The organism is Streptomyces sp. NPDC057287 (assembly GCF_042667905.1).
Taxonomy (GTDB): domain Bacteria; phylum Actinomycetota; class Actinomycetes; order Streptomycetales; family Streptomycetaceae; genus Streptomyces.
This window is the reverse complement of record NZ_JBHUYV010000015.1, coordinates 102,783-127,104: the sequence shown is the minus strand read 5'-3', so window position 1 is coordinate 127,104 and position 24,322 is coordinate 102,783. Positions and strand designations below refer to the sequence as shown.

Sequence of the window (24,322 nt, the reverse complement as noted above, 5' to 3'; positions counted from 1 at the left end):
TCAGCCTCCCACTCCTGTGTAGGCGAAGGCCTGCCAGACGAAGGGCCTGCCGCCCGCTCCTCGACGCCACCGTTCCAAGTGGGCGAGTTGCATCTCGCGCAGAGCATCCGGCGGGGCGGTACCCGCACAGAGCCGGAGTGTCAGGAGCCGCGCCGCGGCCTCCAGCTGGGCCGAGGGGTGGAGCACCGGGTAGACCGTGCAGACGACGTGATCCGCGCCGGCGAGCAGGAGCGCGGAGCCGAGGCCCAGCCACTCACTCACCGGCGTGCGGACCGGGTCCTTCCCCTTCTCCGAAGGCGACAGCTCCAGTCCGAGGCTCGCACAGCCGACGGCCAGGACCTTGCGGGGGACAGGACAGCTGACGCCGGTTTCGTCCACGGTCCCGGGACCCCCGTCCGGCCTGTCCAGCATGTCCGCCATCGACAGCATCGCCGTACCGCCCGGCTCCGTGCCGTCTCCTGGCGTCGGGGCGACGCGCAACCCACTCAGATAGGGATTGCCCGGCACGACGCCGACATGGCCGAGGAGGTACAGCAGCCCGTCACGCTCGTCCAGGGCGGCGAGTTGCCGCAGCGCCCGGGTGAGCTCCTCCTTGGTGACAGGTCCGCGCAGGACCCGCCGGGCACGCGCCGGGGGTTGCAGAACGGGCTTCGTCGTCTCCGCGGACCGCGCACCGGGCCCGGCCGGTCCGCCCCCCGTCGCCGCTCGGGCTTCCTCGGTCGCTTCGGTGTCGCCTTCGGCGTGGTCCGGTCGGAGCACGGCCAGTTTCAGTTCACCGGGGGCCCCGAGCCGGCCTGCGGGCCGCGCCAGACACTGGCCGATCACGGCCCAGGCGGGTACGTGTATCACCCGGGCCATGTCGACGACGCGAACGTCGCGTCCCGCGGTCAAGGGCAGTGCCGCAACCGGGACATGGCCGAGTGCGGCCGGGAGCGCCACGACGACGGAGACCGTGCTTCCGGTGTGAGCGGCCAGGCCCTTCGCCAGGGGTTCCGGCAGAAAGGCCGCGGACACCCGGCTCAGCAGGGTCAGTTCGCGCCCGTCGCTCGCCGGCGCCGACAGTGCGCCGCTCGTGACCCGTCCCCGCAGTGCTTCCGCCGCCTCGCCGGGCCGCGGCAGCGGCAGGGCGTCGCGCAGGTCCTTGTCGGCGAGCGCGGCCTCGGTCCCCGGCCCCAGGGGCCGCCAACCGTGCGACCACTCACCGGACGGTGCGCGCACCGTCCAGTAGTAGCGGTACTGGACGGTCACCGCGCTCCAGTACCAGCAGCGGCCCGCGACGGCCACGAGCGCCCTGTCAAGGTCGAAGTCGGCCTCCTGCTCGTCGGCTCCGCGAGCCCCGGCCCCCGCCATGACCCCGGCGGGCAGTCGCCGCGAACCGGCCACGGCGATCGAAGGGGGCCTGCGCACAGGGCTCAGCCCGATCTCGGCGAGCGCCGCCTGTCCGGGACTGCCGGCGTGGTCGGCGCCGGGCCGGCTGTCGCCGCCCGTCTGCGCCGCGTCGCTCGCGCGACTCTCGTCACCTCCGCCGGTCCCCCTCAGCTGCGCGGCGCCCACCGCCTCCCACAACGCCCGGTGCCTGGCCAGCTCCGCATCGTCCATGCGCCGGGGCAGCACTTCCCCCCTGGCCGTCTCGACGATCTCCGCGACCACCGCGCTCGCCGCCCGGCCCTGCCGCGAGGCCAGCCTCAGGGCGGTTCCGTAGGCACTGAGCTGCATGTGTTCCCACAGCTTGCGTCCCTGACCCGTGCCCACCTGGTAGCGGGTCTCGTGCACCACGAGCAGGGCTTGCACCGCCTGGGCGAGCGCCGCCCGTTCGTGTCCGTCTGCTTCGTCCGCGCGAGCGAGTACCTGCCTCGCCGCGGCGGCGGCGAGCGGTCTGGTGCGGGCGTCGACCTGGGCCAGCGCGGCAAGCGCGTCACGTCGGCCGTCGTCGCGTCTCTCCGTGCGTTCCACCAGGACCGTTGCCGACAACAGCCGGACACGAGCGGCCTCGTCGGGTGGCACGAGGAAATCCGAACGCGCGTCGTTGCGGTGGGCACACCGCAGGGAGTGGCGGGCGCCCTCGTCGTTCCCGGCACGCAGCAACAGCTGGGCAAGCCACAGTTCCGTCCTGAGCGTCAGCCAACTGTCCTTGGAGCGCAGCGCGGTGCGCCGCATCGTATGGACGTCGCGCAGGGCTTCGTGAAGGGGCTTTTCCTCCATCCCGCGGTCCAGCTCCTCGATGACGAGCCGTCTGCGGTGGGTACGGCCCCGGCGACCCGACAGCAGTCGTACGGCATCGGCGCCCACGGCCGCCGCCCGATCGCTCTCCCCGTTGGCGGCGAACACCCGCGACAGCTCCCCCAGGCACCAGCCACGCAGCGGGTCCGGCGCGCTCCGCGCGGCCTCGGCGGCCTCCCGCGCGGTCAGCAGCGCGCCCGCTCTGTCCTCCGCGTGCAACTGCCGCATGGCACGGACCATGCGCAGAACGGGTTCACAGTCAGCGGGAACGGGCCGTTTCCGCACGTCGGCGACGAACGGAGCCGCGCTGTCGGCCCGGCCGTGGGAGGCGAGATCCACCGCTGTTGCGAAGGACGACCACTGGCGACGGGCCCTGAGCCTGATCCGGGTACGTGCCGGAACGAACGCGAAGGCGGGCCCCCGCGCCCACCATGGGCTCCCCATCAGCTCCCACATGTCCCATGAAGCGAGCACGAGGAACGTCGCCCACAGCGCCAGCGCGTCCAGCCACCACAGCCCCGGGCTCGCGGCCAGGGCCGCCGCGGCGGGCCCAGCCGCCCACCGGAGGTTCCGGATCGTGAGGAGGCTGACGGCCGTGAATATCATGACGGCGGCGATCAACTGCCGGGTCCCCGTGCCCTCCAGACCCAGCACGACTGCCACCGTGGGCAGTCCGACGTACAGCCGGAGCAAGGTCGGACGCAGCATGTACGTGCGCGCATCCAGACCCGAGGCGTCCATCAGCCAGAGACCGAGGTGGCGCCGGTTCGTCCTGTGCCGGCGCCATGCGCGATGGTCCCGCACGATCGCGGGGATCACAGCCAGCGTCGCGCCGAGGCCGCCCAGCGCCTCGGTGGAGGCGACTCTTCTGGTCACCAGCAGGCTGATGGGTGCGACGAGCGCCTCCGCCGCGAGATCCTCCGGTCCGCCACGTCGCGCGAGCCAGTCGGTCGCCCCTTGTTCGCTCCTGAACTCGGGTGCCGTGCGCGCACTCCGCCCCTTCCCCCGGGGCCGCCCACTCATCGGTTCACCGCCTCGGTGTCACCCAGCACACGCTCGATGTGCGGGCCCCAGAACCGGCGTCACAGCCCGCCGAGGCTCAGCCCGGGCTCGGCCAGGTCCACCCGTTTCATCAGCAGCTGGCTGTGGGCGTGAAGAAGGTCCAGAAGCGCGGCACAGCAGACGGCGTAGCGCAGCGGCCCCGGGACGAGGAGCACCGGTATCCCCTTCACGATCAACCAGTACAGGAGGGACAGCTGGTTCGCCGGGCGCCAGACAAGGATCGTGAGGAGCGCCAGCCACCACGGACCGGGGCCCAGACCTTGCACGATCAGCGCCAGGACCGTGGCCCAGCGCGCGATTTCGGCAGGCGGATTCAGCAGCGCCATCCGACGGATCTGCCGTACGCCGCGTGGCGTGTTCAGCCGTTGCACGTGCTCGGGCATGACATGGTTGTTCGCTCGCGTCAGCTTCGGTGACAGGAACTTGGGTGTCCTCCGCCTGAGTTCCTCGGTCCTGGGTGGCCTCTCCACCGTGAACAGCTCGCTCTTCGCCTGCTGGAGCCGTGTGAAGGGGGTGTCCTCGTCAAAGTCAGGACCGGGACCGGAGCGGGACGTCCCGTACCGGTGACGGGCGGCCGCGCGGAGGACGTCATCGGCCGTCAGGCCCGACTGCCGGAGTTCCGAGGCATCGGGACAGTCCTCGACCAGGACGGCCAGCAGGTGCAGGCTCGTCGCGCGGGTGTCGCCGGTCAGCCCGGCCCAGGCGTCGAGAGAGGCCAGCAGAGCGCGGGTCGCATCGTCGGGCAGGGGTGGGGACAGGCCCGGTAGCGTACTGGCCGGCGCGGACAGGTCGCCCCCTGGTGGTGCGTCGTACGAGAAACCCACCGTCGCCAAGGCATCGCGCAGCAAGGACGGGGTGGAGCCTGAGACGGCCTCACCGACGGCCAGCACGAGATGGCGGCCGAGCACATCGGCCGACCGCTCCTCCGCCGCCAGGGCCCGGGCACGGAACAGCAACTGTGCGACGGTCTCGCTCACCGCGCAGCCTCCCCACCGATCAGTGAGCACAACAGTCACTGGCTACTCCTGACCTGGCCGGACGACAGTGGGAATGGAAGCGACGGGAGGCGTGAAAGCCGCACGAGGGCTCGCGGTCGGCAGCTCGGGCGTCTCCTCGGGGAGCTCCTCGACACGCGATATGTAGCTGACCGTCACGAAAGTCAGGCGGCGGGCGCTGACCGCTGCCGCGTTGACCTCCGGCAGCACGACCGTCGTGTCGTCCCCGGGCGGCCGGTAGGAGATGTCGCCCCGGAGGGTGAGTTCGCGGTCGCCGTGCTCGGTGGGCACCCGGCTGTAGCTGTGCAGCAACCCGGCGAGATAGCTTCCGTCGTCGAGGACACAGCCGACGTAGACGTCTGCGTCGCGGTGCTCTCTGAAGAGCAGCCACCAGGCCGAATGTTGCGGTTCGAGCCGTCTGGTCCGCGCGTGCAGCCGACTCTGCAGAAGTCCGGGGAGCAGTCGCCTCCACTGGCCCGCACCTGCGCCGTATCCGATCACACAAGCAAGGGCGAGCGCGGCGGCGGACCAGATCGAGATCGCTGTGAAGTGGTCCATGACGTACGTGCGCGGGCTTCGGTAGAGCGCGCGAAAACCCGGGTTGTACCAGAGCCCGAAACTCGATCCCGCTTTGAGGAGGGAAAGCGTCACGGCATCGACGATCACGCTGGCGAACAGGATGGACACCAGCTCCATGAACGAGGTGTGCACCCTCTTCGGGACATGCCGGTCGAGCGCCTGATGGTAGACATAGCCAGGAAGTGCGAGGACGACGAGCATCACGAATCCGACGATGTTCGTGGGCACGGGCGCTCCTCACGGCGAAACAATCCGAACATGCATGAAGCCGCACTTGCCCGACCTACCGGTCATTAGGATGCGGGCAATGATTTCTAGCACCTCCAGGGGAGGGACAAGTGCCGGATGGAAAAGCCGAGTTCGGTTCGATTCCACAAGGGGTTACTGAGGTGAACACAGGTACGGATGAGACGGGGGAGGCGAACGCGGACGCCGCCCTCGATGATTGGGACGGGCCTCTCGGGGACCCGCTCGGCGATCCGGTGCCGGTCGTCAAGCCCCCTCGATCCTCAGGCCCTCCGCCTCCCCCGCCTCCCCCGAAGCCGCGGTAGGCGGACGGGTAGAAGCAGTCACGAGCCATGATCCGAGCATCTCTCCCGCGCATGCGTGCAGAGTTGAGCGCTGCCCCGCCGGGCCACCTTGCTCCTGGTCCCGGACCGGGCAGACCACGCCCGGCGGGGCCACGTGCGACCCCTCACATCCCTCCGCCCGGCATCCAGCTGCCGGATGGCTGTCCCACAGCACCTCGTACCGTGTAAGGACCAGAAGGACCTGCGCCATTCTGCTCGTGGGGGAGCATGACACCCCGCAGACCATCGAGCAGCACGTGCGTATTCCACCCACGGCTTGCGCCTCGGACACCCGACGCCGTCGCAGAAAGATGCGGGTCAGCCCCGGGCAGCCCCACCGAACCGATCCCGTGGTGAAACGATCAGGCAGCGCCGCGGCGCGGGGCCGGGCAGGCCGACACTCAGCCGTGGTTGACCGGCAGCACGTCCGGCGACAGGGCACCCGCGTGGGCCGCCGCGCTCGTCATGCGGCGGCGGTGATGCCTGCGGCAGAGGACCTCGTAGCCGATGTCGGCGGCCGGCCGGTCGACGTCGCCGACGACCACCTGTTCCCCCTCGACCACCATCACCCCGCCGACCGTCCGGGCATTGTGCGTGGCACGGGCACCGCACCAGCACATGGCCTCGACCTGGAGCGTCTCTATGCGGTCCGCCAGTTCGATCAGCCGCTGGGAGCCCGGGAACAGCTTGGTGCGGAAGTCCGTGGTGATACCGAAGGCGAACACGTCGAGGCCGAGATCGTCGACGACGCGGGCTATCTGGTCGATCTGCTCGGGAGCGAGGAACTGGGCCTCGTCCACGATCACGTAGTCGACCTTGTCGCCCTGCGACATCCGGCTCACGAGGTAGCCGTACAGGTCCATCCCCGGTGCCGCCTCGACCGCCTCCGTGACCAGGCCGAGCCGGGACGACAGCTTCCCCTCCCCCGCCCGGTCGTCCCGGGTGAAGATCACACCCTGCAGACCGCGTGCCGACCTGTTGTGGCCGATCTGGAGGGCCAGCGTGCTCTTTCCGCAGTCCATCGTTCCGGAGAAGAACACAAGCTCGGGCATGAGAAGTCGAGCGCCTTTCGGGGGTGCGGTGCTGTCGAGGTGGGGGAAACGCCGGCTACGAGCGTACTTCGAGGAGCGGGACGAGCTGCTCCACGGGGGTCAGCGATCCGTGCATGCCCACCATGGCGGACTCGTTGGGCTCCTTGACCGAAGCGGTGATCACCACGTCGTCGTGGGCGGCGGCCACGACGTCGCCGATCCTGCCGTACACCCGCTCGTCGATCCGCGGACCGAACCATCCCGCCGCGACGGCCTCGTCCCGGCTCGCCACCCAGAACTGTTCGCCGAGCACCTCGCGCCAGACCGTGAGCACGTCGGCCTCGGCACCGGGGACCGCGTACACATGACGGGCGCGGCCCTCGCCGCCCAGCAGGGCGACCCCGGCGCCCAGCTCCCAGTCCTCGTCGAAGTCGATGCGGGACTGCTCGTCGAACGGGATGTCGATCATGCCGTGGTCGGCGGTGATGTACAGCGCCGAGCGGGGCGGCAGCTGCTCGGCGAGACGCCGGGCGAGCCCGTCGACGTACATGAGCTGGCCCCGCCAGGCGTCGGAGTCGACGCCGAAGCGGTGCCCCTGGCCGTCGACCTCGCTGTAGTACGTGTAGACCAGGGACCTGTCGCCGGCGGCGAGCCGCTCGGCGGCGAGGTCCATCCGGTCCTCGCCGGTGAGCCGCCCCAGGAAGGAACCACCGCTGAGCGCGACCTTGGTGAGCGGGGTCTGCTCGAAGCCGGGGGCGGAGACCTGGGCCGTACGCACGCCCGCGGCGTCGGCGAGCTGGAAGACGGTGGGGTACGGCTGCCAGGCCTTGAGGTCGGTCCACGGCCTCCAGCGGAGCTGGTTCATCAGCGCGCCCGTCTCCGGGTTGCGCACCGTGTAGCCGGGAAGGCCGTGCTCTCCGGGGGCGAGGCCCGTACCGACCGAGGCGAGGGATGTCGCCGTGGTCGCCGGGAAGCCCGAGGTGATCGGCCGGCCGGTGCCGCCGCGGGAGGTGGGCAGCAGGGAGTGCAGGAAGGGTGCCTCGTCCGGGTGGGCCTTGATCTGCTCCCAGCCGAGGCCGTCGATCAGGAAGACGCAGTTCCGGTCGGCGGGGGTGAGCTCCGGGATCGCCGCCCCGAAGCCGGGCACGCCCTGCCCCGCCACGAGCGTCGGCAGCAGATCGGCGAGCGAGCCGCTGCCGTACTCGGGCACGGGCGCGCTTTCCGGAGCGAGCAGGACGGGGTCCTGCCAGGCGGGCTGGACCATCAGCGGGTGGGCGGCGCGGTCGCGGCCGTGGCTTCGGAGAGGGCCTGGGCGAACGCGAGGGTCTGGCGCACGGTGTCCGGGCCGTCGCCGGCCTCGCTGACACGCAGGCTCAGGTCGTCGGCGGTGGAGCTGCCGGTGTAGCCGTGGTCGGCCTCGCAGTTGGGGTCGCCGCAGGCGGCGGGTTCGAGGTCGATGCGGGAGACCGCGCCCCAGCCGATGGTCAGGACGACCTCGCGGGGCAGGGTGCCGGGCACGTACTTCTCGGGATTGGCGACCACGCGGCTGACCACGACGGACGAGATCCGGTCGAGCTTGACCGACTCCGTGGACGTCGTGGCGTACGGCGTCGGGGAGCTGGTGTCGGCGGCCTGCTCGTCGGTGTGGCTGACGATGAAGCGGGTGTCCGTCAGGACGAGGACCGTGACATGGCGGCGGACCTCGTTGGAGTCGAAGGTGGTCTCCTGGTGCACCAGGTACGAAGCGACCGGCTCCCCGCCGACGGCGGCCTCCACCGCCTCGGCCACGAGGGCCGGGTAGTAGCCGCTGCGCTCGATCGCCGCGCGCAGCCCCTGGGTCGTCGTACCGGTCTTTGCCATGAGGACCATCCTACGGGGGGCCGGTGGCTGCCGGGGACGCCGTGCGGGGGCCCGTACGCGGATCCGGGTACGGGCCCCCGCACGGATCCGCCGGTCAGTAACTGGGAAGCCGACGGGGGCCGAGGTCGCTGCGGGCGGGCGGCGGGGCGAGCCGGACGCTCGCCCCGAGGACCGTCAGCCCGTGCGTCGCCACGACCACGGGCTCCAGGGCGACCGACACCACTTCGGGGTGGTCGTCGACCAGCCGGGAGACGCGCAGAAGGAGCTCTTCGAGCGCCGCGGTGTCCGCCGGCGCGGCGCCGCGCCAGCCGAACAGCACCGGAGCCGCCCTGATCGAGCGGATGAGCTCGGCGACGTCGCGGTCGGTGGCGGGGACGAGACGGTGGGCCGTGTCGCCCAGCAGTTCGGAGGGCGCCCCGGCAAGGCCGAAGGAGAGGACGGCGCCGGCGGCAGCGTCGATCGAGGCCCTGACGACGGTGTCGACGCCCCGGGGTGCCATGGCCTGCACGACAGGCCGGAGTTCCGCGGGCGAGCCGAGCAGGTCGGTCAGCTCGTCGTACGACCGGCGCAGGGCGTTCTCGCCGGCCAGATCGAGCCGGACGCCACCCAGGTCGGCACGGTGGCGGAGGTGGGGTGCGGTGGTCTTGAGGGCCACCGGGTAGCCGAGCTCCGCGGCGGCGGCGACGGCGGCCTCCGGATCGGGTGCGGGAAGCGCCGACCGCACGGTGATGCCGTAGCGGTCGAGCAGCTCGCGGGCCTCGTCGTGGGTGAGGGGACGGCCTCGCGGGTCGGGACTCGGCCCGAGCAGCGTGTCGATCAGCCCGGCGGTCCCGTGTTCGTCGATGGTGTCGTCCAGGAATTCGGGCACCTTGCCGGGGGCGGCCGCCTGACGCCGCCACTGGGCGTACTTCACCACCTCGGCGAGCGCCCGGACGGCCCGCTCGGCGGCGGGGTAGGCGGGGATGCGCCCGGTGGCGTCCTCCTCCGGCGGCAGCCCGGCCGGTGCCGAGCCCCCGCCCCGGGGCCCGTTCTCCGCCGGTGCGGGCGACGGGGAGGACGGCGCCGGACCGGCGGCGGGTGCGGCCGGCGGCGTGCCGGCCGGAGTGGCCGTGCTCGTGGCGGCGGCCAGGGCCTGCGCCAGGCCGCCCATCTCCACGTGCACCACCGCCACCGGCTTGGCGGGGCCGCCGGCCGCCGCCTCACGGAGCGCGGCCGCCAGTACCTCGCCGTCCCCGGTCTCCGCCTCTCCGTTCTCCCCCACCCAGGGGATCGCGGTCACGATCACGGCGTCGCAGGTCCGGTCGGCGAGGGCCTCCGCCAGGGCGTCCCGGAAGTCGCCGGGGCCCGCCGCCGTGGTGAGGTCGCGGGGCGGACGCGGGCGCAGCCCCTCCGCGAGGCAGGCGTCGTAGGTGAGGAGTCCCAGGGACTCCGAGTTGCCGAGGATCGCCACCCTGGGTCCGTCCGGCAGCGGCTGGCCGGCGAGGAGCAGGCCCGCGTCGACCATCTCCGTCACGGTGTCGACGAGGATCACGCCCGCCTGCCGCATCAGCGCGGACACCGTCGCGTCGGGGATCCGGCCGGCCGGTACGGCGTGGCCGGGCGGGGCGGATCCGCTGTGCCGGGCGCCCTTCACCACGACGACGGGTTTCACGGCCGCCGTCCGGCGGGCGAGCCGGGTGAACTTGCGCGGGTTGCCGAGCGACTCCAGGTAGAGCAGAGCGACATCGGTTCCGTGGTCCTCGAACCAGTACTGCAGGAAGTCGTTTCCGGAGACGTCGGCCCGGTTGCCCGCGGAGATGAACGCCGACAGGCCGGCGCCCCTCCGGTGGAGGCCGGACAGGACGGCGATCCCGATGGCGCCGGACTGGGTGAAGAGCCCGATGCGCCCCGCCTTGGGCGACTCGGGGGCGAGGGAGGCGTTGAGGCGGACCTCGTCGGAGGTGTTGATGATGCCGAAGGCGTTGGGGCCGATGATCCGCATGCCGTACGAGCGTGCCTGCCGGACCAGCTCACGCTGCCGCTCCCGCCCTTCGGCGCCGCGCTCGGCGTACCCGGCGGACAGGACGACGAGCCCCTGGACCCCGTGCTCTCCGCAGTCGGCGACGACCTCGGGCACCCGGTCGGCGGGGACGGCGACGACGGCGAGGTCGACCTGCTCGCCGATCCCGCCCACGGAGCGGTGCGCGGGAACCCCTTCGGCCGTGCCCACGTCCGCGGCGAAGGACGCGTTCACCGCGTACGCGCGACCGGTGAAGCCCGAGCCGAGGAGGTTGCGCAGCACCGTCCTGCCCACGCCTCCCGGCTCCCGGCCGACACCGACGACCGCGACCGAACCGGGGGCCAGCAGACGCTGCACGGAGCGCGCTTCGGCGCGCTGTTCGCGGGCGCGCTGGACGGCGAGGGACTCGGCCGTGGGCTCGAGGTCGAGGGTGAGATGGACGGAGCCGTCCTCGAAGCTGCGCTGCTGGGTGAACCCGGCGTCCCGGAACACCTTGATCATCTTGTTGTTGGCGGGCAGCACCTCGGCGGCGAAGCGCCGGATGCCCCGCTCCCTGGCCACCGCGGCGATGTGTTCGAGCAGGGCGGACGCCACGCCACGGCCCTGATGGGCGTCCTGGACGAGGAAGGCGACCTCGGCCTCGTCCGCGGGGGCGGAGGCGGGCCGGCCCTGTTCGTCGATCCGGTCGAAGCGCACGGTGGCGATGAACTCGCCGCCGACCGTGACGGCCAGTCCCACCCGGTCGACGTAGTCGTGATGGGTGAAGCGGTGCACGTCCCGGGCGGAGAGACGCGGATACGGGGCGAAGAAGCGGTAGTACTTCGACTCGTCGGACACCTGCTCGTAGAAGCTGACCAGCCGCTCGGCATCGTCCGTGGTGATGGGCCTGACGCGCGCGGTGCCACCGTCGCGGAGCACCACGTCCGCCTCCCAGTGGTCGGGGTACGCGTGGTGCGGACTCTGCTCCGGAGTGGGCTCCATGGGCAAAGCCTACGGCCCTGCACACCGGTCGCGGCGGGTTCGCGGCAGGGGCAGGCTGAGGCGACCGGCGGGCGGTGAGTGCCCGGCGCGACGCCGGGCACAGCAGTGCGCACCACATGAGAGACTGGTCTAGACAACCTATTGATACGTGAAGGGCAGAACCATGGCTGAGCGCCGCGTCAACGTCGGTTGGGCCGAGGGCCTGCACGCCCGCCCCGCTTCCATCTTCGTCCGTGCCGCCACGGCCTCCGGCGTCCCCGTGACGATCGCCAAGGCGGACGGCAACCCCGTGAACGCCGCCTCCATGCTCGCGGTGCTCGGACTGGGCGCCCAGGGCGGCGAGGAGATCGTGCTCGCGTCCGAGGCGGACAACGCCGAGGCCGCCCTGGACCGTCTGGCGAAGCTGGTCGCCGAGGGGCTCGAGGAGCTCCCGGAGACCGTCTGATCCGGGCCGTTCCCGATCCGGATCCTTTTCTGCGGGAAAGCCGCGGCACCCCTACCCGGGAGCCGCGGCTCTTCTGTTTCAGGAGCAAGAGCGGGCAAGCACCGGAATTCGGGATCAGGGCAGCAAAAAGAAAGCCCTCCGGTAATTACCACTCTTTGTATACGGCGCAATTGTTAATGACGGACGCCCGCGATGTTTACGGGGTGTTGCGAAGTCCTCACGCGGGCCGCGGCCGCCGTGTGCCCGGTGCGGTCCGGGCGACGCAGCCGATGTGCCGCAGTGGCCCGCTCCGCGTGCTGGGCGGCGAGCATCCTGGCGCGTTCCCCGTCGCGGCGCGCCACGGCGTCGACGAGAGCGCCGTGCTCCGCCCAGGAGTCCGCGGGGCGAGCCGGCTGTTCGACGGCGTACATCCAGGTGATCTTGTGCCGGAGCTGGGTGAGCAACGCGATGAGCGCCGGACTGCCTGATGCCTGCGCCAGCGTCTCGTGGAACCAGCCGCCCAGGGAGCGCAGATCCTCCCCCTCCCCCCGGCGGACCCGCTCCTGCCCCAGCCTGACCAGGCCTCGGAGCACCTTGAGGTGCGCGTCGGTACGACGCTGGGCCGCCCGTGCGGCTCCCAGGGGCTCCAGGAGCATCCGGATCTCCAGGAGGTCGGCGGCCTCCTGCTCCGTGGGCTCGGCGACGCAGGCGCCGGCGTGCCGGCGGGTGACGACGAACCCCTCGGACTCCAGGGTGCGCAGCGCCTCGCGTACGGGGACGCGGGAGACGCCGTAGCGACGCGCGAGCACCTCCTCGGTGAGGCGGCTGCCGCGCTCGAAGACACCGGAGACGATGTCGTCACGGATTGCCGTGCATACCGAATGCGCGGGAATGCGCATGTCCGAACCTCCGCCTTAATCCCCGCGAAACGCGGCTGATCGACGCCTGTTCTGCGACTCTATTGCAACCTGCGGGAATTTCCGATGGCAGGGTGGAATCCATGGATATCTTTTGGCCAGGGAGCAGTTCTTCGGGGGCTTCGGCACACACCTCCCCGGACGCACGGCGAAGGCCCCGGCACATGCCGGGGCCTTCGTCGGAGCGGTGCCGTGCGGGGGTGGGGTCAGACCTGGACGCCGTGGGCACGGAGGTAGGCGACGGGGTCCATGTCCGATCCGTACTCGGGGGTGGTCCGGGCCTCGAAGTGCAGGTGCGGCCCGGTGGAGTTGCCGGTCGAACCGGAGATGCCGATCTGCTCGCCCGATCCGATGCTCTGGCCGACGGAGACACCGATCGAGGACAGGTGGCCGTACTGGGTGTACGTGCCGTCCTTCATCTTGAGCACGATGTTGTTGCCGTACGCGCCGCCCCAGCCCGCTTCGACGACGGTGCCGGCGCCGACCGCGACGACGGAGGTGCCGGACGCCGCCTGGAAGTCCACTCCGGAGTGGGTACCGGAGGACCAGAGCGCGCCGCCGGACTGGTAGCCCGTGGTCACGTGCGAGCCGGCGACCGGGAGGTGGAAGGCGTTCAGCCGGGCGCGCTCGGCGGCGCGGGCGGCACGCGCCTTCTCCTCGCGGACCTCCTTGGCGCGGGCTTCGGCCTTGCGCTTCGCCTCGGCCTTGGCCTTCGCGGCGGCCTTCGCCTTGGCCTCGACCTCGGCCTGGTGCGCCTGGGCCTTCGCCTGGGCGTCGATCTGGGCGGCAAGCGTGGTGTCGAGGGCGACGGTCTGCGTCAGACCGGTGGAGGAGGAGGCGGGGGTCTCGGATTCCGCGGCGAGGGCGGGGGACGCGGTGGCGCCGATGACACCGGCGGTGGCCAGGGCCGCGATGCCGGCGACCTCGGCGCTCTTGCGCGTCAGGCGGCTCGGGGCACGGTGCTTCCCGGTGGCACGGATGAACGCCATGGAGGGGCTGGTCCTTTCCTTCCTTCTCGCCTACCGGGTTAGCTGACGGGTTCGGAGCAGGAAGGTCTCCTACGGGCCCCTGGAGACTCGTGCGAGGTACAGGGATCCGATTCACCCCAGGGACTGCGTGGGTCCCCGGCTCCCCAGGCTCGCGCCTGACGGGGACTCGGCGATGGCTGCCCGGCGCCACGGATGCGGCATTCGTCTGACGGACAGCCGGGCCGACGCTAGAGCGAGCCGCTTCCCCTCACCAAACGGAACGGGGCTTTTGTCGTACATCCCACAGGATGAACAGAAACTTTTGCGACTATACGGACAAATGACAGAACCCCGGCGGGATTGCCCGCCGGGGCCCCTGATGTCCCGTCATGTCAGCCGGAGACGACCGACACCTCTCCGATGCCGAGCGCCCGGACGGGCTCCGCGATCTGCGAGGCGTCCCCGACCAGGACGGTGACCAGCCGGTCCACCGGGAACGCGTTGACCACTGCGGCGGTCGCCTCGACCGTGCCGGTCCCGGCCAGGCGCGCGTACAGCTCGGCCTGGTAGTCGTCCGGCAGGTGCTGCTCCACCTGGTCGGCGAGAGTGCCCGCCACCGAGGCCGCCGTCTCGTACTTCAGCGGGGCGACGCCCACGAGGTTCTGCACGGCGGTCTCACGCTCCGCGTCGGTGAGCCCTTCTGCCGCCAGGGTGCGCAGGACCTTCCAGAGGTCGTCGAGCGCGGGCCCCGTGGATTCCGTGTCGACGGAGCCGCTGATGGCGAGCATGGCGGCACCGGTCGCCCCGGACGAGGAACCGGGCGCAGTCGAGCGCAGCACCTGTCCGAAGGCCCGGACGCCGTAGGTGTAGCCCTTCTCCTCGCGCAGCACGCGGTCCAGCCGCGAGGTGAGCGTGCCTCCCAGGCAGTAGGTGCCGAGGACCTGGGCGGGCCACACGCTGTCGTGCCGGTCCGCGCCGATGCGGCCGATCAGCAGCTGTGTCTGCACGGCTCCGGGACGGTCCACGATGACCACACGGCCGGTGTCGTCCGCGGTGATCGGGGGCACCGGGCGGGCCTGGCCCGCATTGCCCGACCAGTCGCCGACGGTCTCGGCGAGCAGCGCGTCCAGATCCACCTCGGTGAGGTCGCCGACGACGACCGCCGTCGCCGTGGACGGCCGGACGTGGGCGTCGTAGAAGGCGCGCACGGCCGCGGCGTCGATCCGCCGGACCGTCTCCTCGGTGCCCTGGCGCGGACGCGACATCCGGGCCGTGGCGGGGAAGAGCTCCCTGGACAGCTGCTTGGCGGCCCGGCGGGCGGGGTTGGCCTGCTCGTGCGGGATCTCGTCGAGGCGGTTGACGACCAGGCGCTCGACCTCGCTCTCCGTAAAGGCCGGGGCCCGCAGGGCCTCGGCGACCAGGCCGAGGGCCTTGGACAGCCGGGAGACCGGGACCTCCAGGGAGACGCGGACCCCGGGGTGGTCCGCGTGGGCGTCCAGCGTGGCGCCGCAGCGCTCCAGCTCCGCGGCGAACTCCTCGGCGGAGCGCTTGTCCGTGCCCTCGGACAGGGCGCGCGACATGATCGTCGCCACGCCGTCCAGCCCCTCGGGCTCGGCGTCGAGCGGCGCGTCGAGGAAGATCTCCACGGCGACGACCTGCTGGCCGGGGCGGTGGCAGCGCAGCACGGTCAGCCCGTTGGGCAGGGCGCCACGCTCGGGCGCGGGGAAGGCCCAGGGCCTGGCCTCGCCGGCGGTCGGCTGCGGGTGGTACTGCATCGCTACTCCAGTCACGGCGGCGTCGGTCACTTGTCTGCCCCCTCGTGCGCGTCGGTGCCGTCCGTCTCGTCGGCCGGTTCGACCGGCTCGTAGACCAGGACCGCACGGTTGTCGGGTCGCAGGGCGGCCCGGGCGGCCTCCCTGACCTCGTCCGCCGTCACGTCGAGCACGCGGCCCACCGCGGTCAGCGCGAGCTGCGGGTCACCGAACAGGACGGCGTACCGGCACAGTTCGTCGGCGCGGCCGGCGACCGTGCCGAGCCGGTCCAGCCACTCGCGCTCCAACTGCGCCTGAGCGCGTTCCATTTCCTCCGGAGTGGGACCCTCCTCGGCGAAGCGGGCCAGCTCCTCGTCGACCGCCGCCTCGATCTGCGGCACCTCGACACCACCGGACGTCTTGACGTCCAGCCAGCCCAGGGAGGGCGCGCCGGCCAGCCTCAGCAGCCCGAAGCCGGCGGCCACCGCCGTACGGTCGCGGCGGACCAGCCGGTTGTGCAGGCGGGACGACTCGCCGCCGCCGAGCACGGTCAGGGCGAGGTCCGCGGCGTCGCACGCCCGCGTGCCGTCGTGCGGCAGCCGGTAGGCGGCCATCAGCGCACGCGCGGGGACCTCCTCCTCGACGACCTCGCGCAGCTGCTCGCCGATGACGTCCGGCAGCGTGCCGTCGCGCGGGGGCTGCTTGCCGTCGTGCGAGGGGATGGAACCGAAGTACTTCTCGATCCAGGCGAGCGTCTGCTCCGGGTCGATGTCCCCGACGACGGAGAGCACGGCGTTGTTCGGCGCGTAGTACGTCCGGAAGAACGCCTGCGCGTCGTCCAGGGTCGCCGCGTCCAGGTCGGCCATCGAACCGATCGGAGTGTGGTGGTACGGGTGGCCCTCCGGGTAGGCGAGGGCGGTGAGCTTCTCGAAGGCCGTGCCGTACGGGACGTTGTCGTAGCGCTGGCGGCGCTCGTTCTTCACGACGTCCCGCTGGTTCTCCATCGACTCCTCGTCGAGCGCGGCGAGCAGCGAGCCCATCCGGTCGGCCTCGAGCCACAGGGCCAGCTCCAGCTGGTGCGTGGGCATCGTCTCGAAGTAGTTGGTGCGCTCGAAGCTGGTCGTGCCGTTCAGGGAACCACCGGCCCCCTGCACCAGCTCGAAGTGCCCGTTCCCCTTGACCTGGCCCGAACCCTGGAACATCAGGTGCTCGAAGAGGTGAGCCAGGCCTGTGCGGCCCTTGACCTCGTGGCGGGAGCCGACGTCGTACCAGAGGCAGACCGCGGCGACGGGGGTCAGATGGTCCTCGGAGAGCACCACGCGCAGGCCGTTGGCCAAGCGGTGCTCGGTCGCCGTCAAGCCGCCGGAACCGGCCTGGGCTGTGGCCGTGTGACCCATGGGCATGTACGTCCCTTCGATCGGTACAGGATTTCCTGCCGGACCTGCCACTCTAAGCAAGCGCACGGGTACCTGGCGAAGTTCCCGTTGGGTGAATGTTGTCGTAGATGCTGCCGTAAACGGGGGCTCAGCGGGGGCCCCGGGGCCGCTTCGGACGGGTCGAGGTCGGCGTTGTCGGTACGGCGGTCCACAATGGTCGGCGTCAGAACCTGAGGTTGCCCGACAGAATCTGTGAAGGAGTCGCAGCCGCGATGGCCCGCCGCAGCACGAAAACCCCGCCGCCGGACGACTTCGAGGAGAAGATCCTCGACATCGACGTCGTCGACGAAATGCAGGGCTCCTTCCTCGAGTACGCGTACTCGGTGATCTACTCCAGGGCGCTGCCCGATGCCCGCGACGGCATGAAGCCCGTCCACCGCCGCATCGTGTCCCAGATGAACGAGATGGGGCTGCGCCCCGACCGCGGCTACGTGAAGTGCGCGCGCGTCGTCGGCGAGGTGATGGGCAAACTGCACCCGCACGGCGACGCGTCGATCTATGACGCACTGGTGCGCATGGCACAGCCGTTCTCGATGCGCCTGCCCCTCGTCGACGGGCACGGCAACTTCGGCTCGCTGGGCAACGACGACCCGCCCGCCGCCATGCGGTACACCGAGTGCCGGATGGCCGACGCCACGACCCTGATGACGGAGTCGATCGACGAGGACACCGTCGACTTCCAGTCCAACTACGACGGCCAGGAGCAGGAGCCGGTCGTCCTTCCGGCGGCGTACCCGAACCTCCTGGTCAACGGTGCCTCCGGGATCGCGGTCGGCATGGCGACCAACATGCCCCCGCACAACCTCGGCGAGGTCATCGCCGCCGCCCGCCACCTCATCCGGCACCCGGGCGCGGACCTCGAGACGCTGATGCGCTTCGTCCCGGGGCCCGACCTGCCGACCGGCGGCCGGATCGTCGGCCTCGGCGGCATCAAGGACGCCTACGCCGCCGGGCGTGGCACGTTCAAGATCCGCGCCACGGTCGCCATAGAGAACGTCACGGCCCGTCGCAAGGGTCTCGTCGTCACCGAACTCCCCTTCACCGTCGGCCCGGAGAAGGTGATCGCCAAGATCAAGGACCTCGTCGGCTCGAAGAAGCTCCAGGGCATCGCCGACGTCAAGGACCTCACGGACCGGGCCCACGGTCTGCGTCTGGTGATCGAGGTCAAGAACGGCTTCGTCCCCGAGGCCGTGCTGGAGCAGCTCTACAAGCTGACGCCGATGGAGGAGTCCTTCGGCATCAACAACGTGGCGCTGGTCGACGGGCAGCCTCTCACCCTGGGGCTCAAGGAGCTCCTGGAGGTCTACCTCGACCACCGCTTCGACGTGGTGCGCCGCCGCAGCGAGTTCCGCAGGACCAAGCGGCGCAACCGGCTGCACCTGGTCGAGGGCCTCCTGGTGGCGCTGCTCGACATCGACGAGGTCATCCGCCTCATCCGGGACAGCGACAACTCGGCGCAGGCGAAGGAGCGCCTGATGGAGCGCTTCTCGCTGAGCGAGATCCAGACGCAGTACATCCTGGACACCCCGCTGCGCAGGCTCACCCGCTTCGACCGGATCGAGCTGGAGGCCGAGCGGGACAAGCTGACCGAGGAGATCGCCGAGCTGACCGCGATCCTGGAGTCGGACGCCGAGCTGCGCAAGCTGGTCTCGGCCGAACTGGCCGCCGTGGCGAAGAAGTTCGGCACTGATCGCCGCACGGTCCTGCTGGAGTCCGCAGGTTCGCAAGTCGCCTCCGTGCCGCTGGAGGTCGCCGACGACCCCTGCCAGGTCCTCCTCTCCTCGACCGGCCTCCTGGCCCGTACGGCCAACGCGGAGCCGCTCGTCCAGGCCGAGGACGCCAAGCGCACGAAGCACGACGCGATCGTCTCGGCCGTCGCCGCCACCGCTCGCGGGGACGTGGGTGCGGTGACGTCCACCGGGCGGCTGCTGCGCCTCTCGGTGATCGACCTGCCGCAGCTGCCGGACACCCACGCGGCTCCGAACCTCTCTGGCGGGGCCCAGGTCTCCGAGTTCCTGACGCTGGAGCCGGACGAGGAGCTGGTCTGCCTCACCACACTGGACGAGGACGCGCCCGGTCTCGCCATCGGCACGCTGCAGGGTGTGGTCAAGCGTGTGGTGCCCGACTACCCGGCCAACAAGGACGAGTTGGAGGTCATCTCCCTGAAGGACGGTGACCGCGTCGTCGGCGCCACCCAGCTGCGTACGGGCGAGGAGGACCTGGTCTTCATCACGTCCGACGCGCAGCTGCTGCGCTACCCGGCCTCGGCCGTGCGTCCGCAGGGACGCGCGGCAGGCGGCATGGCCGGCGTCAAGCTAGCGCCGGGCACCGTGGTCCTGTCGTTCAACGCGGTGGACCCCGCGGCGGACGCCGTGGTCTTCACCGTCGCCGGGTCGCACGGCACGCTGGACGACTCCGAGCGCACCTGGAAGCTCACTCCGTTCGACCAGTATCCGCGCAAGGGCAGGGCCACCGGCGGCGTGCGCTGCCAGCGCTTCCTCAAGGGGGAGGACGTCCTGGTGTTCGCCTGGGTGGGCGGAGCCCCGGCACGGGCCGCGCAGAAGAACGGCGCGCCCGCCGAGCTGCCGGCCCCGGATCCGCGCCGTGACGGGTCGGGCACGCCCCTGACCAGCCCGGTCGCGGTGATCGCCGGACCGCTGTAGGACACCGCCGGGCGGCGGGAGGCCTCAGGCCTCGTCGTCGTCCGGCTGCCGCACGTACCGCAGGACGCCCCACATGCTGCGCTCCAGCTCGTCGGTGGCGTCCTGCCGTGCGTCCTGGCAGGCTGCGAGCTCCTTGCGCAGCACGTCCGCGTCGATACCGGACCCGATCAGCACGAGCTGGGTCCGCCGCGGTTCGTCGCGGGGCCAGGACTGCGGCACGAAGCGCAGGAACCCGCCGACGGCATGGAGGACGTAACGGTTGCCGGGGTCGCCGGCACCGAAGTCGGCGAACCCCTTGATCCGGTAGAGGCCCGCGGGCCGCGAGTCGAGGAACGCCATGAAGCGACGGGGGCTCAGCGGCACGTCGGTGGCGAAGGAGACGCTCTCGTACGCCGCGTGCAGATGCTCCTCGTGCATGCGGTCCTGCTCGGGGAGCAGATCCTCGAAGGTCAACTGACGGACCGGGTCGTCCTCGTCGGTCCTGAGCACGGGGTCGATGAGCAGCTCCGGGTCGATCCTCCCGTACGCGGCGCTGATGACCGCCGCCTTCCCGCCCAGTGTGACGACGGCTTCCCGGACGGCCCGGAGCTCCGCGTCCTCGACCCGGTCGGTCTTGTTCAGGACGATCAGGTCGGCGGCCGCGAGGTGGCGGCCGATCTCGGGGTGGCGCTCCCGCGTGGCGGGGAACTCCGCGGCGTCGACGACCTCGACCAGTCCCCCGTACCTGATGTGCGGATTGTCGCTGGCCAGCAGCATCCGTACGAGCTCCTGGGGCTCGGCGAGACCGCTCGCCTCGATGACGATCACATCGAGCCGGGCGGACGGCCGGGTCAGCGTCTCCAGGTACGTGTCGAGCTCGCTCGCGTCGACGGCGCAGCACATGCAGCCGTTGCCCAGCGAGACCGTGGATCCGACCTGTCCCGCGACGGTCATGGCATCGATCTCGATGGAGCCGAAGTCATTGACGACGACGCCGATGCGGTTGCCCGCCCTGTTGCGGAGCAGATGGTTGAGCAGCGTCGTCTTGCCGGAACCGAGGAAGCCCGCCAGGACGACGACCGGGATCTGCGGGGCGCGGGGCGGGGTCAACGGGTGGCCTTCCTCAAGTGGGTCAGGGTGCCGGCACGGGGTGCGGCGGCGGGGTGCCGACGTAACGGGCCGCCGGACGGATGATCTTCGAGTCCTCCGCCTGCTCAAGGATATTGGCGCTCCAGCCGACCATGCGCGCGGCGCAGAAGGTGGGGGTGAACATCTCGCGGGGCAGTCCGCAGAGTTCCATGACGACCCCTGCGTAGAACTCCACGTTCGTGTGCAGCTCGCGTCCCGGCTTGAGCTCGGCGAGGATCGCCTCCACCTGCCGTTCCACCTCGACGGCGAAGTCGACGAGGTTGCCGCCGAAGCTCTGGGCGACCGAGCGCAGCATGCGGGAGCGCGGGTCCTCCGTGCGGTAGACGGGGTGCCCGAACCCCATGATCCGCTCCCCCGCGAGGACCCGTTCCCTGATCCAGCCGTCGATCCGGTCAGGGGTGCCGATGGCGTCGAGGGTGTCCAGCGCGCGGCTGGGCGCGCCGCCGTGCAGCGGGCCGGAGAGCGCGCCGACCGCTCCGACCAGGCAGGCGGCGACGTCCGCACCAGTGGAGGCGATCACCCGCGCGGTGAAGGTGGAGGCGTTGAAGCCGTGGTCGACGGTGGAGACGAGGTACCGCTCCACGGCTGCGGCTCGTGCCGTCTCCGGCTCCTCGCCGGTGAGCATGTACAGGTAGTTCGCGGCGAACGGAAGATCGTCGCGCGGTTCGACCGGCTCCAGACCCTGCCCGAGGCGGTACAGGGAGGTCAGGACGGTGGGAACCGCGGCGCATACGGTGAGGGCGTCCTCGCGGCGGCGGTCCGACCCGATGTCGTAGACCGGCCGGAACCCCGCCGAGGCCCCGAGCAGCGAGAGCGCGGTCCGCAGTCCGGCGAGCGGGCCGGAGACCGCCCCGGCGCGGGCGATGGCGGGCAGGGCCTCCCGCACCTCCGACGGCAGCCGGCGCAGACCGGCGGTGCGTGCGGCGAAGGCGGCGCTCGCCGCCCGGTCGGGCAGCTCACCGTGGAACATCAGGTACCAGACGTCCTCGAAGCTGCGGCTCTGCGCCAGTTCGACCGCCGAGTACTGGCGGTAGTGGTAGAAGCCCTCGCGTCCGCGCACGTCTCCGAGCGCGGTGTCGGTGACGATCACGCCGGCGAGGCCCCGGGGGACGTCGAGCGGGGCGGTTTGCGTGTGCGTGGCAGACATGGCCGGTCTCTCTTCCACCTGTGAGTTGAACGTTGATTCGACTGTCCATGATTGATTTACAAGTGTCAATATTGATTGAATCAACATAAAAGCCTGGCTGGGAGTGATCGGACATGGACAAACGATGGATATGGATACGGTGGACCCATGACGGATGACTCGGCCCACGGGACCGGTACGCAGGACGCGGGAGCCGAAGGCGGCTCCGGGACACCCGGGCTCACGACCCGGGAGGCCGCCGGACGCCTCGGGGTGAAGCCCGAGACGGTGTACGCGTACGTGAGCCGGGGACAGCTCACCAGCAGGCGCACCCCCGGTGGCCGGGGCAGCACGTTCGACGCCGCGGAGGTCGACGCCCTGGCCCGCCGTACCGGCCGTAGGGACCCTTCACCGTCCGCCGGGGGTGAGCTGGTCTTCCGTACCGGCATCACGCTCATCGAGCCGGACCGCTACTACTTCCGCGGCGTGGACGCCGCGGAGCTCGCCCGCCGGTACGGCTACGAGGAGGTCGCCGAGTGGATCTGGACAGGTGAGCTCAGGCCCGGGATCCGGTTCACCGCCGCTGCCGAGTCACTCACCGCGGCGCGGCGGACAGCAGCCGCCCTCCCACGGCACAGCAGCTCGACGGACCGGCTCCGAGCGGCCGTCGCCGCCGCCGCTGCCGCCGACCCCCTTCGCTTCGACCTCTCCCCGGAGGGGGTGCTGAACAGCGCCCGCGGACTGCTCCCCACCCTGGTGGGCGCACTGCCGGGCGCCGGGGAGGCCGATGGTGACGCGGAGCCCGGCGCCTCACTCGCCTGCCGGCTGTGGCCGAAGCTCTCCGGCCGGCCCGCGGACGCGGCCTCGCTGGCCGTGCTCGACACCGCCCTCGCGCTGCTGGCCGACCACGATCTCGCGGCGTCGACCTTGGCCGCACGAGTCGCCGCCTCGACCCACGCACACCCGTACGCCGTGGTCTCCGCGGGACTGGGAGCACTGGAGGGCCCCCTGCACGGTGCCGCGAGCGGGTCGGCGCACCGCATGCTCTCCGAGGTCGTCAGCCGGGGCGGCGCGGCCCCGGTCGTCGCGGAACACCTGCGCGCGGGCCGGCGCGTACCCGGGCTCGGCCATCGCCTCTACACGGGCGAGGACCCGCGGGCGAGCGTGCTGTTCGCACTGCTGGACGAGGTGCCGCGAGCGGCCCCGGCGATGGCGGCGGCCCGGGACGTCGTGGCGACCACCGCCCGCCACACTCCGCTGCACGCCAATGTCGACCTCGCTCTGGCCGTCTTCTCGGTCACCTGCGGCATGCCTGCCGAGGCGGGCGAGACGGTGTTCGCCGTCTCCCGCACCGCGGGCTGGATCGCCCACGCCATGGAGGAGTACGCGGAACGGCCGCTGCGCATGCGGCCCAGCGGGCAGTACACCGGCCCGCGTCCACCGCGGCCGGTGCCGTCCCCGAGCACGGCTGCCGCGGAGACGGCACCGCCCCGCGAGGACCGCTCTGCAAAATAGCTACAGCCTGCGCAAAATCTCGCCGATCGCCTACCGGGGCGGGCGAGCAGTGGACCCGCGAACGACGAGCTCCGGCTCGAAGAGAAGCTCGTCGGACGGCACCGCACGCCCCCCGATCTGCACCGAGAGCAGTTCGACCGCGGCCCTTCCCATGGCCTCGATCGGCTGGCGCACCGTCGTCAGCGGGGGCTCCGTGCAGTTCATGAACGCCGAATCGTCGTAGCCGACGACGGAGACGTCCCCGGGCACCGAGAGGCCCCGGCGACGCGCGGCGCGCACCGCGCCCAGGGCCAGCGGGTCACTGGCGCAGATGATGCCGGTGACCCCCTCTTCGAGCAGCCGGGTGGCCGCGGCCTGACCGCCTTCGAGCGAGAACATCGCCCGCGCCACCCGCTCGTCCGGCACGGTGGCCCCCGACTGCCCGGCGAGGGCCCGGGCGGCGGCGAGCTTGCGCTGGGAGGGCATGTGGTCGGCCGGGCCGAGGACGAATCCGATCTTCTCGTGGCCCAGGGAGACGAGATGGCGCCAGGCCTGCTCGACGGCCACCGAGTCGTCGCAGGAGACCGTGGGGAAGCCGAGGTGGGCGATGGCCGCGTTGATCAGGACGACCGGGATCTTGCGGTCGGCGAGCACCTTGTAGTGATCGTGAGGGGCGTCGGCCTGGGCGTAGAGCCCACCCGCGAACACGACCCCGGACACCTGCTGCTGGAGCAGCAGCTCGACGTAGTCGGCCTCGGAGACTCCCCCCTTGGTCTGCGTGCAGAGCACCGGGGTCAGCCCCTGCTGTGCGAGCGCTCCTCCGACCACTTCGGCGAAGGCCGGGAAGATCGGGTTCTGCAGTTCGGGCAGGACCAGTCCGACCAGCCGGGCACGCTCGCCCCGGAGCTGCGTCGGACGCTCGTACCCGAGCACGTCCAGAGCGGAGAGGACGGCTTGCCGGGTGGCGTCGGAGACGCCCGGCTTGCCGTTCAGCACGCGGCTGACCGTGGCCTCGCTGACTCCTACTTTCTGGGCAACTTGAGCAAGTCGTCGCGTCATGAACGCAAGATTAGCGCAAGAAAAGCAAGAAGATTGCGTCAAGTCCGATACCCATAGAAC

17 protein-coding genes and 1 riboswitch are annotated in these 24,322 nt (G+C 71.4%); of the genes, 3 read left to right on the top strand and 14 right to left on the bottom strand.

All coding sequences use genetic code 11. The features are described from left to right. The 7 genes from ACFUNE_RS26930 to ACFUNE_RS26900 form a co-directional block, all read right to left on the bottom strand. Positions 1-3,243, bottom strand: a complete 3,243-nt coding sequence (locus ACFUNE_RS26930) for a hypothetical protein (RefSeq protein ID WP_383573241.1) — start codon at positions 3,241-3,243, stop codon at positions 1-3. Between the two features lie 59 nt (positions 3,244-3,302). After that, the gene (locus ACFUNE_RS26925; RefSeq protein ID WP_383573238.1) at positions 3,303-4,259 is read right to left on the bottom strand and encodes a hypothetical protein; all 957 of its coding nucleotides are present in this window, start codon (positions 4,257-4,259) and stop codon (positions 3,303-3,305) included. Positions 4,260-4,301: 42 nt separating this feature from the next. Continuing rightward, positions 4,302-5,084 (bottom strand): DUF6338 family protein, encoded by a 783-nt coding sequence (locus ACFUNE_RS26920; protein ID WP_383573235.1) that lies wholly within the window; start codon positions 5,082-5,084, stop codon positions 4,302-4,304. Positions 5,085-5,826: 742 nt separating this feature from the next. Further along, positions 5,827-6,477: a thymidine kinase gene (locus ACFUNE_RS26915; RefSeq protein WP_383573232.1), complete on the bottom strand. Its 651-nt coding sequence runs from the start codon at positions 6,475-6,477 to the stop codon at positions 5,827-5,829. Between the two features lie 55 nt (positions 6,478-6,532). Further along, positions 6,533-7,720: an alkaline phosphatase family protein gene (locus ACFUNE_RS26910; protein ID WP_383573229.1), complete on the bottom strand. Its 1,188-nt coding sequence runs from the start codon at positions 7,718-7,720 to the stop codon at positions 6,533-6,535. Next, positions 7,720-8,316 (bottom strand): DUF5998 family protein, encoded by a 597-nt coding sequence (locus ACFUNE_RS26905; protein WP_383573226.1) that lies wholly within the window; start codon positions 8,314-8,316, stop codon positions 7,720-7,722. Before ACFUNE_RS26905 ends, ACFUNE_RS26910 begins: the two co-directional genes overlap by 1 nt. A gap of 94 nt (positions 8,317-8,410) precedes the next feature. Continuing rightward, positions 8,411-11,296, bottom strand: a complete 2,886-nt coding sequence (locus ACFUNE_RS26900; protein ID WP_383573223.1) for a GNAT family N-acetyltransferase — start codon at positions 11,294-11,296, stop codon at positions 8,411-8,413. Positions 11,297-11,459: 163 nt separating this feature from the next. On the opposite strand from ACFUNE_RS26900, the gene ACFUNE_RS26895 reads away from it, so the two are divergent. Next, positions 11,460-11,741: an HPr family phosphocarrier protein gene (locus ACFUNE_RS26895; protein ID WP_018520603.1), complete on the top strand. Its 282-nt coding sequence runs from the start codon at positions 11,460-11,462 to the stop codon at positions 11,739-11,741. A 173-nt stretch (positions 11,742-11,914) separates the two neighbouring features. Here ACFUNE_RS26895 and ACFUNE_RS26890 read toward each other — a convergent pair whose 3' ends face one another. From ACFUNE_RS26890 to ACFUNE_RS26875, 4 genes are all read right to left on the bottom strand, one after another. Beyond that, positions 11,915-12,619: a GntR family transcriptional regulator gene (locus tag ACFUNE_RS26890; protein ID WP_383573220.1), complete on the bottom strand. Its 705-nt coding sequence runs from the start codon at positions 12,617-12,619 to the stop codon at positions 11,915-11,917. Positions 12,620-12,843: 224 nt separating this feature from the next. Then, positions 12,844-13,626 (bottom strand): M23 family metallopeptidase, encoded by a 783-nt coding sequence (locus ACFUNE_RS26885; protein WP_383573217.1) that lies wholly within the window; start codon positions 13,624-13,626, stop codon positions 12,844-12,846. A gap of 12 nt (positions 13,627-13,638) precedes the next feature. Beyond that, a riboswitch (cyclic di-AMP (ydaO/yuaA leader) is annotated at positions 13,639-13,808 on the bottom strand. A 189-nt stretch (positions 13,809-13,997) separates the two neighbouring features. Beyond that, a complete protein-coding gene (locus tag ACFUNE_RS26880) occupies positions 13,998-15,380 on the bottom strand; it encodes a M16 family metallopeptidase (RefSeq protein ID WP_383573440.1) in 1,383 nt (460 codons plus the stop codon). Between the two features lie 26 nt (positions 15,381-15,406). After that, positions 15,407-16,759: a M16 family metallopeptidase gene (locus ACFUNE_RS26875; protein ID WP_383573214.1), complete on the bottom strand. Its 1,353-nt coding sequence runs from the start codon at positions 16,757-16,759 to the stop codon at positions 15,407-15,409. A 245-nt stretch (positions 16,760-17,004) separates the two neighbouring features. Here ACFUNE_RS26875 and ACFUNE_RS26870 point away from each other — a divergent pair, with 245 nt between their 5' ends. Next, positions 17,005-19,455 (top strand): DNA topoisomerase (ATP-hydrolyzing) subunit A, encoded by a 2,451-nt coding sequence (locus ACFUNE_RS26870; protein ID WP_383573211.1) that lies wholly within the window; start codon positions 17,005-17,007, stop codon positions 19,453-19,455. A gap of 24 nt (positions 19,456-19,479) precedes the next feature. Here ACFUNE_RS26870 and ACFUNE_RS26865 read toward each other — a convergent pair whose 3' ends face one another. Then, positions 19,480-20,544: a CobW family GTP-binding protein gene (locus ACFUNE_RS26865; protein WP_383573208.1), complete on the bottom strand. Its 1,065-nt coding sequence runs from the start codon at positions 20,542-20,544 to the stop codon at positions 19,480-19,482. A 22-nt stretch (positions 20,545-20,566) separates the two neighbouring features. After that, positions 20,567-21,730 (bottom strand): citrate synthase/methylcitrate synthase, encoded by a 1,164-nt coding sequence (locus ACFUNE_RS26860; RefSeq protein WP_383573205.1) that lies wholly within the window; start codon positions 21,728-21,730, stop codon positions 20,567-20,569. Positions 21,731-21,877: 147 nt separating this feature from the next. Here ACFUNE_RS26860 and ACFUNE_RS26855 point away from each other — a divergent pair, with 147 nt between their 5' ends. Next, positions 21,878-23,224, top strand: a complete 1,347-nt coding sequence (locus ACFUNE_RS26855) for a citrate/2-methylcitrate synthase (protein ID WP_383573202.1) — start codon at positions 21,878-21,880, stop codon at positions 23,222-23,224. 30 nt (positions 23,225-23,254) lie between these two features. Here the strand turns inward: ACFUNE_RS26855 and ACFUNE_RS26850 are convergent, their stop codons facing one another. Further along, a complete protein-coding gene (locus ACFUNE_RS26850) occupies positions 23,255-24,262 on the bottom strand; it encodes a LacI family DNA-binding transcriptional regulator (protein ID WP_383573199.1) in 1,008 nt (335 codons plus the stop codon). Between the last annotated feature and the right edge of the window lie 60 nt (positions 24,263-24,322).

Bases quoted from the DNA above. Each gene is read 5' to 3' on its own strand.
- ACFUNE_RS26890 (WP_383573220.1), bottom strand. From the start codon at position 12,619: ATGCGCATTCCCGCGCATTCGGTATGCACGGCAATCCGTGACGACATC.
- ACFUNE_RS26930 (WP_383573241.1), bottom strand. From the start codon at position 3,243: ATGAGTGGGCGGCCCCGGGGGAAGGGGCGGAGTGCGCGCACGGCACCC.
- ACFUNE_RS26880 (WP_383573440.1), bottom strand. From the start codon at position 15,380: ATGCAGTACCACCCGCAGCCGACCGCCGGCGAGGCCAGGCCCTGGGCC.
- ACFUNE_RS26905 (WP_383573226.1), bottom strand. From the start codon at position 8,316: ATGGCAAAGACCGGTACGACGACCCAGGGGCTGCGCGCGGCGATCGAG.
- ACFUNE_RS26895 (WP_018520603.1), top strand. From the start codon at position 11,460: ATGGCTGAGCGCCGCGTCAACGTCGGTTGGGCCGAGGGCCTGCACGCC.
- ACFUNE_RS26855 (WP_383573202.1), top strand. From the start codon at position 21,878: ATGACGGATGACTCGGCCCACGGGACCGGTACGCAGGACGCGGGAGCC.
- ACFUNE_RS26915 (WP_383573232.1), bottom strand. From the start codon at position 6,477: ATGCCCGAGCTTGTGTTCTTCTCCGGAACGATGGACTGCGGAAAGAGC.
- ACFUNE_RS26910 (WP_383573229.1), bottom strand. From the start codon at position 7,720: ATGGTCCAGCCCGCCTGGCAGGACCCCGTCCTGCTCGCTCCGGAAAGC.
- ACFUNE_RS26875 (WP_383573214.1), bottom strand. From the start codon at position 16,759: ATGCCCATGGGTCACACGGCCACAGCCCAGGCCGGTTCCGGCGGCTTG.
- ACFUNE_RS26860 (WP_383573205.1), bottom strand. From the start codon at position 21,730: ATGTCTGCCACGCACACGCAAACCGCCCCGCTCGACGTCCCCCGGGGC.
- ACFUNE_RS26885 (WP_383573217.1), bottom strand. From the start codon at position 13,626: ATGGCGTTCATCCGTGCCACCGGGAAGCACCGTGCCCCGAGCCGCCTG.
- ACFUNE_RS26900 (WP_383573223.1), bottom strand. From the start codon at position 11,296: ATGGAGCCCACTCCGGAGCAGAGTCCGCACCACGCGTACCCCGACCAC.
- ACFUNE_RS26850 (WP_383573199.1), bottom strand. From the start codon at position 24,262: ATGACGCGACGACTTGCTCAAGTTGCCCAGAAAGTAGGAGTCAGCGAG.
- ACFUNE_RS26870 (WP_383573211.1), top strand. From the start codon at position 17,005: ATGGCCCGCCGCAGCACGAAAACCCCGCCGCCGGACGACTTCGAGGAG.